Consider the following 14,315-nt stretch of genomic DNA (forward strand, 5'->3'; position numbering starts at 1 on the left):
GGCCGGGATAGCCCCCTTGGGGAGCGAGATAGCCGCCCTGGGGGGCAGGGGGCGAGGGGCGGTCATACGGGGGAATGACCTCGGTCGGGTCCGCGTCATCGACCGCCTGCCAGGTGTCGGTCGCATCGTCGTGCCAGGCGACCTCGCCAGGGTCGTCGTCCCACTCCTCCTCGTCCCACGCGACAGAGGCCGTGTCGACCTGTTCGGTGTGGTCGTTGGCGGCGGTGAATTCCGAGGCGTCGCGGCGCGGATGCTCGGGGTATGTGACAGCTCGGGCGCCGGTGGCCCCGGGGCGCACGCCGGCCTCGTCCCACTGGGGAGGGGCGGCGATTTCTTGCGGGTCAGAGTTGATGGACTGGGTGCGCACGCCCGTGTCAAGGAGCTGAGCCCAGTTGACGGTCACGTAGTCGAGTTCGCCGGGAGCCCAGCCGACGGCGCTCATGAGATCGGCGACGATCAGGGAGGGCGAGGGGCGATCGTCGGGGTCGGGGGCCAGTCCCCCCGCGAGCGTGTCGGCGACCATCGGGTGCAGCCCGGCCAGGTCGGGATCACCCTCGATGACGCGCAGCATGGTGGCGGTCACGTCCCCCTTGCCGAAGGGCGGGCGTCCGGTCGCGCACGACAGGAGCGTCGCACACCAGGCCCACCAGTCGGATTCCTTGGTGGCGTGGCCACCCTGAAGGAGCTCGGGCGCGGTGTATCCGGCCGTGCCGGAGACGAGGCCGGTGCGCGTCAGGTGCTGGTCCTCCACGGCCATCGCGATGCCGAAGTCGATAAGGACGGGCCCGCGCGGAGAACAGATGATGTTGGAGGGCTTGATGTCGCGGTGGATGATGTCGGCGTGATGAACGGCCGCGATCGTCGAGGCCAGGTGGTAGGACATGGCGGCGACACCGCGCAGCGGGATCGGGCCGGACGCGAGGATCTCCGCGAGGGTGGGCCCATCCACGTATTCGGAGACGACGAAGGGCTGGCTCGCCTCCGTCTCCGCGTCAACGATGTGGGCGACGAAGGGGGAACGCACCGAGTTCACGGTGCGGGTCTCTCGCTCGAGGCGGGCGCGCGATTCCTCGGAGGCCGCCATCGCGGGGTGCATGGCTTTGAGGGCGACGCGCGTGCCGCCCCCGTCTTCGGCGAGCCACACCGTGCCCGCGCCGCCCGTTCCGAGCCGGCGGATGAGCCTGTAGCCGCCCAGTTCCTCGCCTTCTTCCACGCCACCAGAGTAGCGGCACCCTCCCTCAACTGTGTCCACCCGCGCGGGCAACCCCGGCCTCGTGAAGGAAAACGAGGCGAGCGCCACACCCACTCGTCCCCCTCCCGATCCACGATCCGACACGGACTGTACATGCACGGTCGACCGTGGTAGTTTCGGCTCTAGTCGCGCGCGCGGAACGATCCGCGTTCGCACTCCGTGGGCGAAGACGCTCCACGGTCGCCCCACAACGGATCGTCCGGCACGTACCTGCCGGTGGGAAGGAATTGAACATGGCAACCGTTACCTTCGATCACGCGACTCGCGTCTACCCGGGCGCCGACAAGCCCGCCGTCGACCAGCTGTGCCTCGACATCGCCGACGGCGAGTTCCTCGTCCTGGTCGGCCCCTCCGGCTGCGGCAAGTCCACCTCCCTGCGCATGCTCGCGGGCCTGGAAGACGTCAACGGTGGTCGCATCCTCATCGGCGATAAGGACGTCACCGACGTCCCCCCGAAGAACCGCGACATCGCGATGGTCTTCCAGAACTACGCCCTCTACCCGCACATGTCGGTGCGCGAGAACATGGGCTTCGCCCTGAAGATCGCGGGCGTGTCGAAGGAGAAGATCAACCAGCGCGTCGAAGAGGCGGCCAGGATCCTCGACCTGGAGCCCTACCTGGACCGCAAGCCCAAGGCTCTGTCCGGCGGTCAGCGTCAGCGCGTCGCCATGGGCCGCGCGATCGTCCGTAAGCCCCAGGTCTTCCTCATGGACGAGCCGCTGTCCAACCTGGACGCCAAGCTGCGCGTCCAGACCCGCACCCAGATCGCATCCCTGCAGCGCGAGCTCGGCGTCACGACCGTCTACGTCACGCACGACCAGACCGAGGCCCTGACGATGGGCGACCGCATCGCAGTCCTGGCCGGCGGCCTCCTCCAGCAGGTCGGAACCCCGCAGGAGATGTACGAGCGTCCCGCCAACGAGTTCGTCGCCGGCTTCATCGGCTCCCCCGCCATGAACCTGGGCACCTTCACGGTGGACGGCGAGTGGGCGAAGATCGGCCCGGCCCGCGTGCGCCTGTCGGCCGCCACCCGCGACGCGCTGGTCCCCGAGGACGGCGGAAAGATCAAGATCGGCTTCCGCCCGGAGGGCCTGGACGTCGTTGACGAGTCCGTCGAAGACACCATCCCCGTCGAGGTCGACTTCGTCGAGGAGCTCGGCTCGGACGCCTACGTGTACGGCCACCTGGTCGGCGACGAGAAGGGCGAGGGCCTGGGCTCCGGCGCCGAAGGCACCTCCAAGCAGCTGATCGTGCGTGTTCCCCCGCGCACCGCCCCCGGCCGCGGCGGCGTCCTGTACGTGCGCATCCGCGAGGGCCAGCAGCACAACTTCTCGGCCTCCACGGGCGTCCGCCTGCCCGAGTGACGCGCGCCTAGCGCTCACCCCCTAGCAGCCCCAGCCTCGTTCGTTCATCTCCCGAACGAGGCTGGGGCTCGTTCGTGAGCGCGCCGACACACGCACGTGTTGTACACCGCGAAGCGCGCCTGACCTACTGTCGGGCTATACGAGAGCCGCGAGAGATGAGAGAATGAGGGCATGGCTTTGGACATTACGGCTGCCGCGGCCGAGCCCGCGCTCCTCGACCTCCCTTGGGACATTCCTTTGGAGGAGTGGCCGTCGTCTCTTCTCGCTGCCCTGCCGCGCGGCATTTCCCGCCACGTCGTGCGCTTCGTGAACCTGTCGGGACGCGTCCTGGCGGTCAAGGAGATCGGCGAGACGGTGGCCCACCACGAGTACGACATGCTGCGCGACCTCTCGCGCCTGGACGCACCCTCGGTCGACCCGGTTGCGGTCATCACGGGCCGCGTCGGAGTGGACGGCGAAGAGCTCAACGCGGTGCTCATCACCGAGCACCTGCAGTTCTCCCTCCCCTACCGCGCGCTCTTTTCCCTCTCGATGCGCGAGGACACGGCGAGTCGCCTCATCGACGCGCTCGCGCTGCTGCTCGTGCGCCTGCACCTCATCGGCTTCTATTGGGGCGACGTCTCCCTGTCGAACACGCTGTTTCGGCGCGACGCCGGCGAGTTCGCCGCCTACCTCGTGGACGCCGAAACAGGAGAGCTGCACCCCGATCTGACCCCCGGCCAGCGCGAATACGACGTGGACTTGGCGCGCACGAACATTATCGGCGAGCTCATGGACCTCCAGGCCGGCGGCTACTTCCCGCTGGAATCCGACCCCATCGACGTGGGCGACCGCATCCGCACCCAGTATGACCTCCTATGGAACGAGGTCACCGCGGAGGAGTCCCTGCCCAACCAGCAGCGCCAATACCTCGTCAGTGAGCGCATCCGGCGCCTCAACGACCTCGGCTTCGACGTCGCCGAGCTGCGCATGGCCTCGGACGACACCGGCGAGCACCTCGTCATTCAGCCGAAGGTGGTCGACGCGGGACACCACAACCGCAAGTTCATGCGCCTGACGGGCATGGATGTCGGCGAGCATCAGGCCCGCCGCCTCCTCGGTGACATCGACGCGTGGCGCGCCACCCACGACATGCAGGACGTTCCCCTGGAGGAGGCCGCCCACGACTGGCTCACCGACGTCTTCGCCCCCATCGTCCGCGCGATTCCCCGCGAGCTGGCGGGCAAGCTGGAGCCCGCGCAGCTGTACCACGAGTACCTCGAGCACCGCTGGTACATGGCCCAGCAGGCCGGCCACGACATCCCGCGCGAGGAGGCCCTCGCCTCCTACATCACCAACATCCTGCAGTCGAAGCGCGACGAGGCCGTCCTGCTCGAACCCGCTTCGGAGCGTTCCTCCACGTTCAGCGCGGCATCGCACCCCGACCTATGGTGAAGGGGTACCGATACTCGCCCCTCGCACGCTAGGAGCCATCATGTCTGATTTCCCCCGTATTTACGCCCACCGCGGCGCGTCCTCGCTGGCGCCGGAGAACACGATCGCCGCGTTTTCCAAGGCCATGGAGGTCGGTGCGCGCTGGTTCGAGTTCGACGTGGACATCATCGGCGACGGCTCCCTGATCGTCATCCACGACGACACCCTGGATCGCACGACGACGGGTTCGGGCTCCTACTATCAGCTGGGTTTCTCCGATATTCGTCGCCTGGACGCGGGCCGCTGGTTCTCGGACACGTACCGCTTCGAGCGTATTCCCGAGGCCGCGGACGTGCTCGCCTTCGCGCACGCTCAGCAGATGGGCGCGAACCTGGAGATCAAGCCGTGCGCGGGCGGCGACCGCCTGCGCGAACGCCTCATCGAGGCCCTGGCCGTCACGCTCGCCGGGGACAAGGTCCCCTCGCGCCTCCTCGTGTCCTCCTTCGACCACGACCTGCTGCGCGACTTCCACGAGGCCTGCCCGTCGGTTGCGCTCGGCTGGCTCATCGAGCGCGCGTCCGAGGAGTGGCGTGAGGGCGCTGCCGCCCTCGGCGCCGCGGCGATCCACCCTGGCGTTGAGGGTCTCACCGAGTCCGATGTGCGCGCCATGCGCGACGCCGGCTTCGAGGTCAACGTGTGGACCGTCAACGACGTGGAGCAGGCCCGCGAGCTGGCCTCGTGGGGTGTCACGGGCATCTTCACGGATCGCCCGCAGGATTTCCCTGCCGAGGCCCTGGCGCGCTAAGAGCGGCTGGGCGCGGCCGCGCTCACCCACCGGAAACGAAACGACGGCCGGGGACGCGTGAGCGTCCCCGGCCGTTTCCCGTCGTGGGGCGTTGGCTCGTTACGCCTCGCCCGCGCGGCGCGCGAAACGCTTGGACACGTGCTTGGCCAGCGAGAGCTCCGCGATGGAGTCGACCACCATGAGGCCGCCGACGATGCCCGCGACACGCATCCAGCCCGAGCGCGGAGGGGTCGAGCGCACGGCGGCGACGAGCATGCCGACACCGACGATGGCCTCGGCGGCGACGGCCGCGTGGATGATCCAGGGGCGTTCGACGGCGACGGACTCGTAGGAGTTCCACAGGGGCTTGACCACCGACTGTGGCTGCCCCATCATGATGTCGACGCTGCGGCCAATCGCGTTGGAGATGCCGCGCGCGAGGTGCACGGTGACGCCCTCGACGTCCTCAATATCCGTGGTCCCCAGGAGGAAGCCGGCGACGGAGCCGGGCAGCCCGAGTGCGCGCACGACCTTCCACACGGATTCTTCGCCCGTGGTCGCGACGGAGGCCCACAGGGCGTCCGCGTCGGCGCCGGGCACGGCCTGGGCGATGGCCTGCAGGTCGAGGCGGTCGCCGACCAGGTCGATGACCTCGCCGGGCAGGTTCAGCGCCTTGTCGTGGCCGCCGGGGACGATCGCGGCGTCCATGCCCCAGTTGTGGGACACGATGTGCTCCAGGTGGTCGTCGGTCACCAGGAACACCTGGAACTCGTCGTCCGTGACGGATAGGGTGACGAGGGGCAGGTCGCCGAAGTTCCAGCCTTCCTTCTCGGCGGGCAGCTCCGCGAGGAGCGCGCGGTGGTCGTCGGCGAGCTCCAGGTCGCCCAGGTCCACGCCCTCCAGGGCCGCCAGGAGCGGCACCGACGAGGCAGGGGTGCGTCCGATCTCGACGATGCGGGTCGGAGTCGGCTCCGCGGTCGCCGAGGCCTCCTCATCAGAGGGCCACACGGTGCCCAGCGGCGAGTCGCCCTCGGGCAGGTGGTCGGCCGTCGCGTTACCGATGCGTACCTCGGCATCGAACAGAATAGCGAGCTCGTCGGCCAGCTCGGCGGGGGTGGGACCCGGGACGACCTCAGTGGAGCTCGCGGGGACGGTAGCAACGCGGTCGTCTGCGACCGCGACGTTGAGGCCGAGCAGCTGCGGCGTAGAGGGGAACCATTCGAGCTGGGCGAGGATCGCACGCTCCTTCAGCTCCCCGGCAACCACGCTGGGATCCAGCTCGTGGCCGATAATCATGCCTTCACTGCGGGTCCATTCCTGGGCCATGTCACTACCTTCCTGTCCGTGGTGACGTCGTCTCACCACTCTATGATTCCATTGTGTCGCGTGGGTCGCTTTTTCGCTCGCCCGAGCGGTCAGCGATGAGACTTTTGTTGCTCCGTGCCGCCCCATTCGACGACCGTGAAGCCGCTGCGCGTCGGTGACGGCGCGAGGGTCTGCGGTTGGACGACGGTGTTCGCATCGGCCTCGCGAATCGTCATGAACACCCTGATGAACGTGTCCGGCGTGACCGTTGCCCCGGCCTCGTCCGTGAAGCTGTAGGAGGCGTGCTGCGTATACGCGCTCGCGTCGAAGGAGACGAACGTGTAGTCGTAGGCGCGGATGCGCGGCGCCCAGTACGTGATGAAATCATCGGATTCCCGGTCGCTAAGGCCGAGCAGCGCCAGCTTCTCTTCCAGGAAGGGCACCGCATCCTCGCGCGCGACCACGAATCCCTGCTGCGGCGATTCCTGCTTCACCGGCCCATCCCAGAACAAGTACGGGTAGGTGCGCCCGCTCGCGTCGGTCAGCGTCCCATCGGGTGAAGCCATCACCGTCCACGAGGCCTGGGTCCCCCGCTCGGTCGCGCGTTGGCCGTCCGGGGCCGGGTACACGGTGTCGAGACTGCCCTCCAGATCGAGCGTCACCGTCAGTTGCTGCTCCTCCTGCGGATACAGATACAGGACCGGTTTCTCCGACACTCCACGCTCCCTCTCGTACACCAGGAGGAAAGCAGTGGCGAAAGCAAGAACAGCAACGACAATGCAGCTGAGGATGATGAGGGCTTTTTTCATGAGGTTTCCGTCTCTCTCAGGATGCCCCTCGTTGGGCGATCAACGCTGCGGACCATTGCGCAGGTACTCCATGATACGGCCCGCAATCCCTTCGTTTCAAGGGCGCACAGCCCGCTGCGCAACGATGTCCACGCCAGCAGTGCCTCTGGTGTCTGGACAGACAACAACCTGGTTGAGACCCGCAACATAGCCTGCTATCCTGACCGGTTATGCGGCTACTCGGATACAAGGGGGCCGCATCCCTCTCCTGAAAGCAGCTATCATGCCTCTCCTCAGCATCGCAGCCATCGCCGTCGCTGCATTTGTCTTGATCGTCCTGTTCCTGTGGGCAAGCTTCGTGTCCGCTTCCCCGGGCGAAGTCAAGGTCATTTCCGGCCCGCGCGGCCAGCGCGTCCTCCACGGCAAGACGGGGTGGAAGATTCCCCTCCTCGAGCGCGTGGACACCATGACCGCCTCGATGATCTCCGTCGACGCTCAGACCACGGACTTCGTTCCCACCAACGACTACATCAACGTGCGCGTCGACGCGGCCGTCAAGGTCCGCATCGCGACCGACGACCCGACACTGTTCCGCGCGGCAACTCGTAACTTCCTCTACAAGACAACCTCCGAAATCTCCGAGGAGGTACGCGACACCCTTGAGGGCCACCTGCGCGCCATCATCGGCCAGATGAAGCTCACCGACATCATCACCGACCGCGCCGCCTTCTCCGAGCGCGTCCAGGAGAACGCGAAGCAGGACCTGGAGGAGATGGGTCTCGAGATCGTCGCGTTCAACATCCAGAACGTCACCGACCAGAACGGCGTCATCGACAACCTCGGTATCGACAACACCGAGCAGATCCGCAAGACCGCGGCCATCGCCAAGGCGAACGCGCAGAAGGAGGTCGCGCAGGCGACCGCCGTCGCACAGAAGGAAGCCAACGACGCACAGGTCGCCTCGCAGCTCGAGATCGCTCAGAAGCAGACGGACCTCGCCAAGCGCCAGGCGGCTCTGAAGGTCGAGGCCGACACCGAGAAGGCGAAGGCAGACGCTGCCTACGAGATTCAGTCGCAGATTCAGCGCCGCGACATCGAGCGCGAGACCGCGCAGGCCGACATCGTCAAGCAGGAGCAGCAGGCGGTCATCAAGGAGAAGGAAGTCGTCGTCACCAAGCAGGCCCTGCAGGCCGAGGTGAACGCAAAGGCCGACGCCGACCGCTACGCCGCCGAGAAGAAGGCCGACGCGGCCCTGTACGCGCGTCAGCGTCAGGCCGAGGCCGAGGCCTTCGAGCGCACGAAGAAGGCAGAGGCCGACAAGCAGGCCATGCTCGCCGAGGCGCAGGGTATCGAGGCTCGAGGCCGCGCCGAGGCCTCCGCGATCGGCGCGAAGCTGACGGCCGAGGCCGAGGGCCTCGAAAAGAAGGCCATCGCTATGACGAAGATGAACCAGGCGGCCGTGCTGGAAATGTACTTCCGCGCGCTGCCCGAGGTGGCGCGCGCCGTGGCCGAGCCGCTGTCCAAGGTCGATACCATCACCATGTACGGCGAGGGCAACAACGCCCAGATGGTCGGCGACATTACGAAGTCGATCAGCCAGATCAACGCGGGCCTGGGCGATTCGCTGGGCCTGGACCTGCAGCAGATGTTCACCGCGCTCGTAGGTGCCAAGGTCGTCTCCCCCACCATCTCCGAGGCGGTCGAGGAGGGCGTGCGCGACGCCTCCGTCCCGAAGCCTCCGCAGGAGTGAGGCTCGAGTTCAACGCGGGCAGCCACTAGTGCGAGCGCGGCGCGACAGTGCGCGAGGAGCCCCATGCGTGAGGTGGGCTCGCGACACGGGCCGCTCGTCATACGGGCTCGCAACACGGGCCGCTCGCAACACGGGCCGCTCGCCATACGGGCCGCTCGCCATACGGGCCGCTCGTGATACGGGCCGCTCGCGATACGGGGCGGGATCCTACGGGATCCCGCCCCGTTGCTATCCCCAGTTTTCCCACCGTCGGTGACCCACCCCGCTGTCGGTGTTCCACCCCACTGTCACACCCCCACAAAAGTCGCACGTAATTTAATCCGGTCACTTTTTGAGACAGCTAGAAAACGTTGCAATTCCAACGATGCTATTTCACACCTTTAAGTAGCGACGGGGAATTACGTGCGACGTTGGTGGGAAACCATCATGCCTCGTGTCCTGGTGTCCCCCGTTGCAGCCACCACAAGAACCTAGAAAGACCACTGCGCCCGCAACACCTAGCAGCTCAAGCAGGTCCAGGGACCCCACCTGCGACCACCTGCACGAAAATGCTCTCCACACGCGGATAGGTTGCGACGATCCGGATAGGTTAACGGCATCCGGATAGGTTACTAAGCTATCCGGATGCTCGTAACCTATCCATATCGCAATTACCTATCCACGCAGCCGGTTTCGTCGATACGGAGAGCAGAGAAGGTCCGGAGAGCCTCGCCGCGGTGCCGGTGGGCGGCGGCAGGGCCAGCAGGCAAAAGTCGCATGCAATTCATAAACACGAGTGACACAACACTACAGACTGACACAAACCAACATAACGCCGGAGGGGAATTGCATGCGACATTACGGAACAACGAACAACATACCATCGCACCAGGCCGCACCCGATAGGAAGCCGTCGGAGGGAGCCGCCGCGGGGAAACGAACAACACGAAGCCGCCCGGTCCCACAGGGGCCGGGCGGCTCACGCTTCAGGCCGCTAGGCGGCTCTCAGCGAAGGGTTCAGCGCATCTGGGTGCCGTCGGAGCCCAGACGCTGGCAGGCCTCGACGACGCGGGCAGCCATGCCGGCCTCGGCCGACTTGCCCCACGTGCGCGGGTCGTACTGCTTCTTCACGCCGACCTCGCCGTCGATCTTGAGGACGCCGTCGTAGTTGCGCATCATGTGGTCGACGACCGGGCGGGTGAACGCGTACTGCGTGTCGGTGTCGACGTTCATCTTGATGACGCCGTTGGCGACAGCGGTGGCGATCTCCTCGGCGGTGGAGCCGGAGCCGCCGTGCATGACCAGGTCGAAGGGACGGTGGTCGAGGCCGAAGTGCGCGGCGACCTCTTCCTGGATGGTGCCGAGCAGCTCGGGACGCAGCTTCACGTGGCCGGGCTTGTAGGCGCCGTGCACGTTGCCGAAGGTCAGAGCGGTGATGTAGCGGCCGTTCTCGCCCAGGCCCAGGGCCTCAACGGTCTTGATGCCGTCTGCGGTGGAGGTGTAGAGCTTCTCGTTGATCTCGCCAACGACGCCGTCTTCCTCGCCACCAACAGCGCCGACCTCGATCTCGAGGATGGTGTTGGCCTTGACGGACATGGCGAGCAGTTCCTTCGCGATCTCCAGGTTCTCGTCGAGCGGGATCGCGGAGCCGTCCCACATGTGGGACTGGAAGGTGGGGAGCTTGCCGTCGGCGACCTGGCCGGCCTCGATCTCGAGGAGGGGACGGACCCAGGAGTCGATGTTCTGCTTGGCGCAGTGGTCGGTGTGCAGAGCCACGGTGATGCCGTAGTTCTTGGCGACCTCGTAGGCGTAGGCGGCGAGGGCCAGAGAGCCGGTGACGCGGTTCTTGATGGTGGAGCCAGAGCCGTACTCGGCGCCGCCGACGGACACCTGGATGATGCCGTCGGACTCGGCCTCGGCGAAGCCCTGGAGGGCGGCGGTGATGGTCTGGGACGAGGTCACGTTAATCGCGGGGTAGGCGAACTTGCCGTCCCGTGCGCGATTCAGCATCTCTGCGTAGACCTCAGGGGTTGCGATAGGCACTTGGAGCCTCCTAATCGAGTGACAGTTTTGTCGTGATCGATTGTCTCACATTTTGCACGTGCGGGAGGGGATGGAAGTCCCGTTCGGACAGGGTCTTTTCTTCCCACGGCCGCGTGTGGTAGGCGTTTCGCGAGTCCGGGGTATTCGGCGCGTTTCCTCTCGGGTCTGAGCGGCGACGAGGCCTGGGCACTCGTCGCGGGTCGGGCGCCCTGTGCGGTGGCGGGTTCAGGTGCTGGAGGGGGCACTGAGGCGAGAGGCGTGCGCCCACATGACGATGGCGGCGGCATGACCGACGTTCATCGAGCGCGTCGACCCCCGTTGGGTGATCGCCACGATGACCTCGCAGGCGGCGAGCATCTCCTCGCTCAGGCCCGAGGCCTCGGAACCGAAGACCAGGCACGCGCGCCTGGGCAGCGCCACCCCCTCCAGGGCGATGGACCCCTCGACGTTGTCGACGCCGACGAGGGCCAGCCCCTCGCGCACACAGTGCTCGACGAGCTCGCTCACCTGGGCGCGATGATCCACCGGCAGGTAGCGGTCGGTGACCATGGCGCCGCGCCGATTCCAGCGCTTGCGCCCCACCACGTGCACGCGCCGAGCACCCAGCGCGTTCGCAGTGCGCACGATCGAGCCGATATTGAAGTCGTGATCCAGGTTCTCCACGGCGACCTCGAAGGGGAGGGCGCGCGCGGCAACGTCCGCGCGGATCGCCTCCATCGTCCAATAGCGGTACCGGTCTTCGACGTTGCGCCGGTCCCCCATCCGCAGGAGCTCGGGGTCGTAGCGCTCCCCCACCGGCCAGGCAGCCTCGCCTCCGGGCCACGGCCCGACCCCCACCTGCCCGCGGGAGGAGGCCACGGCCTCGTCCGCCGACGCTGCGCCAACGGGGGCGCCCCGACGCGCGATGTCACACCCATTTTCGAAGTCGTTCACGAATCCCACCCTAGCTGGAACGTAGAATGGTGGCATGAATCCGCTGATGAACGAAGAAACAGCACTGAGCGAATTGCCTCCGGTGAGCGCGTGGCTCTCCGACATGGACGGCGTCCTGGTCAAGGAAAACCGTGCTCTGCCCGGCGCGAACGAATTCCTGGCCGCGCTGCGCGCCACCAACACCCCCTTCCTGGTCCTCACCAACAACTCGGTGTTTACCAACCGTGACCTGTCCGCTCGCCTGGCGAACTCGGGCCTGGACATCCCCGAAGAGCACATCTGGACCTCCGCGAACGCCACGGCCGCCTTCCTCCAGCAGCAGTCCCCCGGCTCGACCGCCTACGTCATCGGCGAGGCCGGCCTGACCACCGCGATCCACGCCGCCGGATACGTCATGACGGAAACGGATCCGGAGTTCGTGGTGCTCGGCGAGGTTCGCTACTACGATTTTCACGCCCTGACCCACGCGATTCGCCTCATTGAGGGCGGCGCGAAGTTCATCGCGACGAACCCCGACGTCTCGGGCCCCTCCGACGAGGGAACCCTGCCCGCGTGCGGCGCGATCGCCGCGATGATCACGGCGGCCACCGGCAAGCAGCCCTACTTCGTGGGCAAGCCGAACCCGGTCATGATCCGCGCTGGCCTGAACAAGATCGGCGCCCACTCGGAGCGCGCCGCGATGGTCGGCGACCGCATGGACACCGACGTGCGCGCCGGCGTCGAGGCGGGCCTGCGCACGCACCTGGTCCTGTCGGGCTCCACGGCCCGCGAGGACGTGAGCAACTACCCGTTCCGCCCCTTCGGTATCCACGAGGGCATCGGCGATCTCATTGAGCTCGTCGAGGCGGCCCACTGACCCCCACACGGAAAGGCATCCCCATGACCAACGATTCCCACAAGGCGCGCCTGGCGGCGCTCGTCCAGGAACTGTCCGTCATCCACGAGAAGGTCATCCTGGCGTCGGGGCGCGAGTCCGACTTCTACGTCGACATGCGCCGCTCGACCCTGCACCACGAGGCGGCTCCCCTCATTGGCCACGTCATGCTGGATCTCCTGGAGGAGTCCGGTTTTTCGGTCGGCGAGGAGTACGTGGCCGTGGGCGGCCTGACGATGGGCGCGGACCCGGTGGCCACCGCGATGCTGCACGCCGCCGCCTCGCGAGGCCTGGACCTGGACGCCTTCGTCGTGCGTAAGGCCGCGAAGGATCACGGTATGAAGCGCCGCATCGAGGGCCCGGACGTCGTCGGCAAGAACGTCGTCGTCCTGGAGGACACGTCCACGACCGGCGGCTCCCCGCTGGAGGCGGCGCTCGCCCTGCGCGAGGCGGGTGCGAACGTGGTGGCCGTCGCCGTGATCGTCGACCGCACGACCGGGGCGAAGGAACGCATCGAGGCCGAGGGCTTCCCGTACTTCTACGCGCTGGGCCTGGAGGACATCGGCCTGGCCTGATTGTCCGCTCGGTGCGACGAGGCCGAGGCTGGGTTCTGCGCGAACCTGGCCCCGGCCTCGTCTGTGCTTGTGTGCCCTCACATGTGGGGGACGGCGCGCATGGCGCGCGCGGTCACCCAGCGCGGGGCGATCTTCATGGCGCCCATGGCGACCTTGTAGGGGATGGTGGGTGTGACCTGGACGCGGCCCGCGCGCACGGCGTCGAGGGCCTCCGTGACGACCTGTTCGGGGCTGGCCATCAGCCAGGAGGGCGTGGCGCGCATGTCGACGCCGGCGCGCTCGAAGAAGGGAGTGTCGACGGGGCCGGGGCACACGACGGTGGCGGTGATGCCGGAGCCTGTCAGCTCGGCGGCGAGGCCTTCGGTGAAGGCGACGACCCAGGCCTTGTGGGCGGAGTAGGTGCCCGCGCCGGTGCGCGACGCGACGGAGCCGACGTTGAGGATGGCGCCGCGCCCGCGCGATCGCATCGAGATCCCCGCGTGGTGGGCGAGGGTCATGACGGCTCGAACCATGACGGTCAGGCCGTTGATTTCGTTGTCGAGGCTGTTGTCCAGGAACGCGGTTCCCAGCCCGAATCCGGCGTTGTTGACGAGGAGGTCGACGGGTGCCAGGTCCGGCTTGTCGCGGTCGGCGGGGCCTCCCACGTCGAGGCGGGCGGCGACGCGCGCACACCCCTCGTCGGTCGACAGGTCGGCGGCGATGACCTCGGCGCGCACGCCGGCGACGTTTGCAAGCGAGTCTGCGAGGGCACGCAGGGCGTCCTCGCGGCGCGCAACGAGGACCAGGTCGTGGCCCGCGGCGGCCAGCTGCCAACAGAATTCTTCACCAATGCCGGAGGTCGCTCCGGTGACCAGCGCTGTTCCCATGGAGGAAGTGTAGCGCCGCGTGGTCCGGGCAGCACGAAGCCGGGGCGCTCTCACGCGGTATCTCGCGAGTGCGCCCCGGCTCATCATGTCAACGGGTTCGGATCAGGAATCCGGCTCCGCCTCCGGCGAGCGCGGCCGGGATGATGAGGAGAAGCAGCCAGTAGGGGCTCCATCCTCCCGATCGGCTGGACTCGGCCGATGTTGCGACTGGCAGCGTCGCGGCGGCCGCGTCGTTCGAGCCGTAGGTGGTGGCCTCGGGTGCGGCGCTCTGGGGGTTCTCACCACTTTGGGCGCCGGCGCCCGCAGCCGCAGAGGGGCTGGGCGTGGCCGCCGGCGCGGCCTTGGGGGCGCTCACCGTGCTACCTGCCGACGACGCTGCCGGCGCGGAG

General features: G+C 67.4%; 13 protein-coding genes. 6 read left to right on the forward strand and 7 right to left on the reverse strand.

The features are described from left to right. The coding region (locus HMPREF1138_RS07855; RefSeq protein WP_039937532.1) for a serine/threonine-protein kinase at window positions 1-1,213 on the reverse strand (1,213 nt) is incomplete at its 3' end. Window positions 1,214-1,485: 272 nt separating this feature from the next. Between HMPREF1138_RS07855 and HMPREF1138_RS07860 the strand changes: the two genes are divergently transcribed. The 3 genes from HMPREF1138_RS07860 to HMPREF1138_RS07870 all read left to right on the forward strand — a co-directional run bounded on the left by HMPREF1138_RS07860 (window position 1,486) and on the right by HMPREF1138_RS07870 (window position 4,834). Next, a complete protein-coding gene (locus HMPREF1138_RS07860) occupies window positions 1,486-2,616 on the forward strand; it encodes an ABC transporter ATP-binding protein (RefSeq protein WP_009058501.1) in 1,131 nt (376 codons plus the stop codon). Between the two features lie 171 nt (window positions 2,617-2,787). After that, window positions 2,788-4,050, forward strand: a complete 1,263-nt coding sequence (locus HMPREF1138_RS07865) for a DUF4032 domain-containing protein (RefSeq protein ID WP_009058503.1) — start codon at window positions 2,788-2,790, stop codon at window positions 4,048-4,050. A 40-nt stretch (window positions 4,051-4,090) separates the two neighbouring features. Beyond that, window positions 4,091-4,834: a glycerophosphoryl diester phosphodiesterase gene (locus HMPREF1138_RS07870; RefSeq protein ID WP_009058489.1), complete on the forward strand. Its 744-nt coding sequence runs from the start codon at window positions 4,091-4,093 to the stop codon at window positions 4,832-4,834. 99 nt (window positions 4,835-4,933) lie between these two features. Here HMPREF1138_RS07870 and HMPREF1138_RS07875 read toward each other — a convergent pair whose 3' ends face one another. After that, window positions 4,934-6,139, reverse strand: coding sequence for a hypothetical protein (locus tag HMPREF1138_RS07875; protein ID WP_009058493.1), 1,206 nt, complete (start codon window positions 6,137-6,139; stop codon window positions 4,934-4,936). Between the two features lie 89 nt (window positions 6,140-6,228). After that, window positions 6,229-6,927, reverse strand: a complete 699-nt coding sequence (locus HMPREF1138_RS07880) for a hypothetical protein (RefSeq protein WP_009058495.1) — start codon at window positions 6,925-6,927, stop codon at window positions 6,229-6,231. 262 nt (window positions 6,928-7,189) lie between these two features. On the opposite strand from HMPREF1138_RS07880, the gene HMPREF1138_RS07885 reads away from it, so the two are divergent. Next, window positions 7,190-8,656, forward strand: a complete 1,467-nt coding sequence (locus HMPREF1138_RS07885; protein ID WP_009058487.1) for a flotillin family protein — start codon at window positions 7,190-7,192, stop codon at window positions 8,654-8,656. A gap of 996 nt (window positions 8,657-9,652) precedes the next feature. Here the strand turns inward: HMPREF1138_RS07885 and fbaA are convergent. Together fbaA and HMPREF1138_RS07895 are read right to left on the reverse strand one after the other, a co-directional pair. After that, window positions 9,653-10,678, reverse strand: a complete 1,026-nt coding sequence (fbaA, locus tag HMPREF1138_RS07890; protein WP_009058507.1) for a class II fructose-bisphosphate aldolase — start codon at window positions 10,676-10,678, stop codon at window positions 9,653-9,655. Window positions 10,679-10,903: 225 nt separating this feature from the next. Then, window positions 10,904-11,647 carry a TrmH family RNA methyltransferase gene (locus HMPREF1138_RS07895; RefSeq protein ID WP_039937534.1) on the reverse strand — a complete coding sequence of 248 codons (744 nt, stop codon included), beginning with the start codon at window positions 11,645-11,647 and terminating at the stop codon, window positions 10,904-10,906. A 10-nt stretch (window positions 11,648-11,657) separates the two neighbouring features. Here HMPREF1138_RS07895 and HMPREF1138_RS07900 point away from each other — a divergent pair, with 10 nt between their 5' ends. Both HMPREF1138_RS07900 and pyrE read left to right on the forward strand, forming a co-directional pair. Continuing rightward, window positions 11,658-12,467, forward strand: a complete 810-nt coding sequence (locus HMPREF1138_RS07900) for an HAD-IIA family hydrolase (protein WP_009058486.1) — start codon at window positions 11,658-11,660, stop codon at window positions 12,465-12,467. A 23-nt stretch (window positions 12,468-12,490) separates the two neighbouring features. Next, entirely contained in the window at window positions 12,491-13,060 is a 570-nt protein-coding gene (pyrE, locus tag HMPREF1138_RS07905) for an orotate phosphoribosyltransferase (RefSeq protein ID WP_009058499.1), read from the forward strand. Window positions 13,061-13,137: 77 nt separating this feature from the next. Here the strand turns inward: pyrE and HMPREF1138_RS07910 are convergent, their stop codons facing one another. Further along, window positions 13,138-13,926 (reverse strand): SDR family NAD(P)-dependent oxidoreductase, encoded by a 789-nt coding sequence (locus HMPREF1138_RS07910; protein ID WP_009058485.1) that lies wholly within the window; start codon window positions 13,924-13,926, stop codon window positions 13,138-13,140. An 88-nt stretch (window positions 13,927-14,014) separates the two neighbouring features. Next, a partial coding sequence (locus HMPREF1138_RS07915; protein ID WP_238318628.1) for a hypothetical protein occupies window positions 14,015-14,315 on the reverse strand: 301 nt, incomplete at its 5' end.

Origin of the sequence: Actinomyces sp. ICM58 (assembly GCF_000283035.1) — a bacterium.
Lineage (GTDB): Bacteria > Actinomycetota > Actinomycetes > Actinomycetales > Actinomycetaceae > Pauljensenia.

Excerpts from the sequence above, each read along its gene's own strand:
- HMPREF1138_RS07860 (WP_009058501.1), top strand. The coding sequence starts at position 1,486 with ATGGCAACCGTTACCTTCGATCACGCGACTCGCGTCTACCCGGGCGCC.
- HMPREF1138_RS07865 (WP_009058503.1), top strand. The coding sequence starts at position 2,788 with ATGGCTTTGGACATTACGGCTGCCGCGGCCGAGCCCGCGCTCCTCGAC.
- HMPREF1138_RS07870 (WP_009058489.1), top strand. The coding sequence starts at position 4,091 with ATGTCTGATTTCCCCCGTATTTACGCCCACCGCGGCGCGTCCTCGCTG.
- HMPREF1138_RS07875 (WP_009058493.1), bottom strand. The coding sequence starts at position 6,139 with ATGGCCCAGGAATGGACCCGCAGTGAAGGCATGATTATCGGCCACGAG.
- HMPREF1138_RS07880 (WP_009058495.1), bottom strand. The coding sequence starts at position 6,927 with ATGAAAAAAGCCCTCATCATCCTCAGCTGCATTGTCGTTGCTGTTCTT.
- HMPREF1138_RS07885 (WP_009058487.1), top strand. The coding sequence starts at position 7,190 with ATGCCTCTCCTCAGCATCGCAGCCATCGCCGTCGCTGCATTTGTCTTG.
- HMPREF1138_RS07895 (WP_039937534.1), bottom strand. The coding sequence starts at position 11,647 with ATGCCACCATTCTACGTTCCAGCTAGGGTGGGATTCGTGAACGACTTC.
- HMPREF1138_RS07900 (WP_009058486.1), top strand. The coding sequence starts at position 11,658 with ATGAACGAAGAAACAGCACTGAGCGAATTGCCTCCGGTGAGCGCGTGG.
- pyrE (WP_009058499.1), top strand. The coding sequence starts at position 12,491 with ATGACCAACGATTCCCACAAGGCGCGCCTGGCGGCGCTCGTCCAGGAA.
- HMPREF1138_RS07910 (WP_009058485.1), bottom strand. The coding sequence starts at position 13,926 with ATGGGAACAGCGCTGGTCACCGGAGCGACCTCCGGCATTGGTGAAGAA.